This window comes from Hydrocoleum sp. CS-953 (assembly GCF_002260545.1).
Taxonomy (GTDB): Bacteria; Cyanobacteriota; Cyanobacteriia; order Cyanobacteriales; family Microcoleaceae; genus Trichodesmium.
Map to the genome: position 1 here is coordinate 1 of NZ_LGSU01000139.1, position 2258 is coordinate 2258.

The window sequence follows — 2258 nt, forward strand, 5'->3', positions numbered from 1 at the left end:
TTTATATAGAATTATCCCCCCGATAAAACAGTAATTTAGTAAGAATTCAGGTCTTATGGAAAAGCCGATAAATCTTGATGGATAAGTATTTATGGCAATTTTCTCTTCTCAATTAGAGATTGCTACAAGCCTTGATTTTTGTGATTATTGAGAATGAGGCTGTTAAATTGTTGAGTCAGTCCTTTTCATAAGTCCCTCTATAACTAGGTTTGAGATACCTGAATCCTTATGTAATTTATCAGGGGATATTGCAGCTATTTATCTAGCAGTAACAACTATAGGGTTAGCATCTTTCTCGCAAGACATAACAGAAGGATGAAAAGTTATTGATTAATTATGAGGAGTAATTAACTATGGAAAAAGCATTTCAAACTCAAAAAATAAACAACTTTACAAGTAATTATTATGGTTTGAGCCGTTGGTTAAAATCTCTAGCCCTAGGCATAATTCCTGCTATTTTTACTGCTTTACCAGTCAATGCAGCCAAGCAAATTTCTGTAGGTCACGAAGGTCTCAATACTTTTATTTCTGTATCAGCATTAGAAAGTTATGCTCAAAATGGAGAAATTAATTATGAGCTAGCTAGCTATATGCTACTTTTAGAAGCTGAAGACGAAGAGGAATATCGAGAATTATTGCAAACTCGCTACAATTTTCCGCCTCAAATAGTTTCTCAATTTCTCCACTCACCTATGGGAAAATTATTTCTCAAAAGTTTAGGAGAAGTAATTAAAACTCAGTCAATTTCTGATGATTTATCCTCTATTGAAAATGGTGCAGAAGCAATCAAAACAGCTTTATTAAAATCTGCAACTGATTCTGAAGGCTTAACTCTGATAAATTTTGTTCGTCATTTTCCCAGTGATATTATGTGGCTAGAAGCCAAGAAAATTATGGCTGTCACTGAAAAAGTTTCTACTTTACAAGAAGAGACAAAAGCTTTTGTAGAAACAGTAGCAAATCTAACCTTAAAAGAAGCTTATCAAGAAAAAAAAGTAGATTATTCTCAATTACCAGATATTAGAAAAAAAGGAAAATATAGCTTTTCCCAACAAGAAATTATTCTGGAAGATACCGAACGGAATCGCAATTTTTCAGCGAAATTTTATTTGCCAAATATCTCTTCCAAAGAAACACAAATTCCTGTAGTAGTTATTTCTCATGGTTTAGGCTCAAATGGGGTAAACTTTGAGAGTTTAGCAGAACATTTAGCCTCTTATGGATTTGCTGTTGCCCTACCTCAACATCGAGGCAGTAATTATGAATATATCCAGAAATTCTTAGCAGGTAAAACTAAAGATATGTTCGAGGGAAATGAATTTATCGATCGCCCTTTGGATATTTCTTTCTTATTAAATGAATTAGAGCAGTTAAATAAATATCAATTCCACGGTCAGTTAAACTTAGAAAAAGTTGGTATGTTTGGTCATTCTTTTGGAGCTTCTACTGCTTTTGCTTTAGCAGGTGCTGAGATTAACTTTAATCAACTCAAACAAGACTGTGGCCCACAAATGGAAGTTTTGAATATGTCGCTGCTGCTACAGTGTCGTGCTTTGGAATTGAAGCCACAAAAATATAACTTCAAAGATGATAGAATTGCAGCAATATTTGTACTTGACCCAGTGAATAGTAGTTTGTTTGGAAAAGCTGGTATGGGTCAGGTTAAATTACCTGTTTTGTGGGGAAGTGGAAGTGAAGATAAAATTACTCCCATAGTATTAGAACAAGTAAACTCTTTTACTTCGTTGACAACTCCTGATAAATATTTGGTCTTAACAGAAGGAACAGATCATATTAATATTAATTTGGGTGCAGTGCATAAAAATGCTTTCACTTCTCTAGAAGATTTGATTAAACCAGACCCAGAAGTAGTAGTTGGTTATGCTAATGCTTTTGGTTTAGCATTTTTCCAAACCCACATTGCCGATCGCTCTGAATATCGCTCCTATTTGCAAGCATCCTATGCTCAGACCATCAGCGAACAACCTTTTAATCTAAGTTTAGTGCGGTCTTTGTCAGAAACTCAGTTAAACAAAGTATCGAAACAAGCAAGAACAAACTAATTAGGGTTTGCTGAAAAAGTCTTTTAGGAGGGAGAAGGAGTCAACCCACCCCCACCCCTCCCAGGAGGGGAAGTCAGGAGGAATGGGGAATTTAGAGGAGGCAGAAGAAAGAATTCTCCCTTCATTTTTCTGCCTAGCGTCAACCCAAAATCCTAACTTTATGCAGCTCCCTAGAACTATAACCTGGTAATTTTT

General features: G+C 35.2%; 2 protein-coding genes. One reads left to right on the forward strand and one right to left on the reverse strand.

All coding sequences use genetic code 11. The features are described from left to right. The first annotated feature begins 353 nt into the window (after positions 1 to 353). Positions 354 to 2063 (forward strand): alpha/beta hydrolase, encoded by a 1710-nt coding sequence (locus AFK68_RS00995; RefSeq protein ID WP_094670926.1) that lies wholly within the window; start codon positions 354 to 356, stop codon positions 2061 to 2063. On the opposite strand, the gene AFK68_RS37890 is transcribed toward AFK68_RS00995, so the two are convergent. Then, on the reverse strand, positions 2064 to 2258 hold a 195-nt coding region (locus tag AFK68_RS37890), incomplete at its 5' end, for a hypothetical protein (RefSeq protein ID WP_210407156.1).

Bases quoted from the DNA above. Each gene is read 5' to 3' on its own strand.
- AFK68_RS00995 (WP_094670926.1), top strand. From the start codon at position 354: ATGGAAAAAGCATTTCAAACTCAAAAAATAAACAACTTTACAAGTAAT.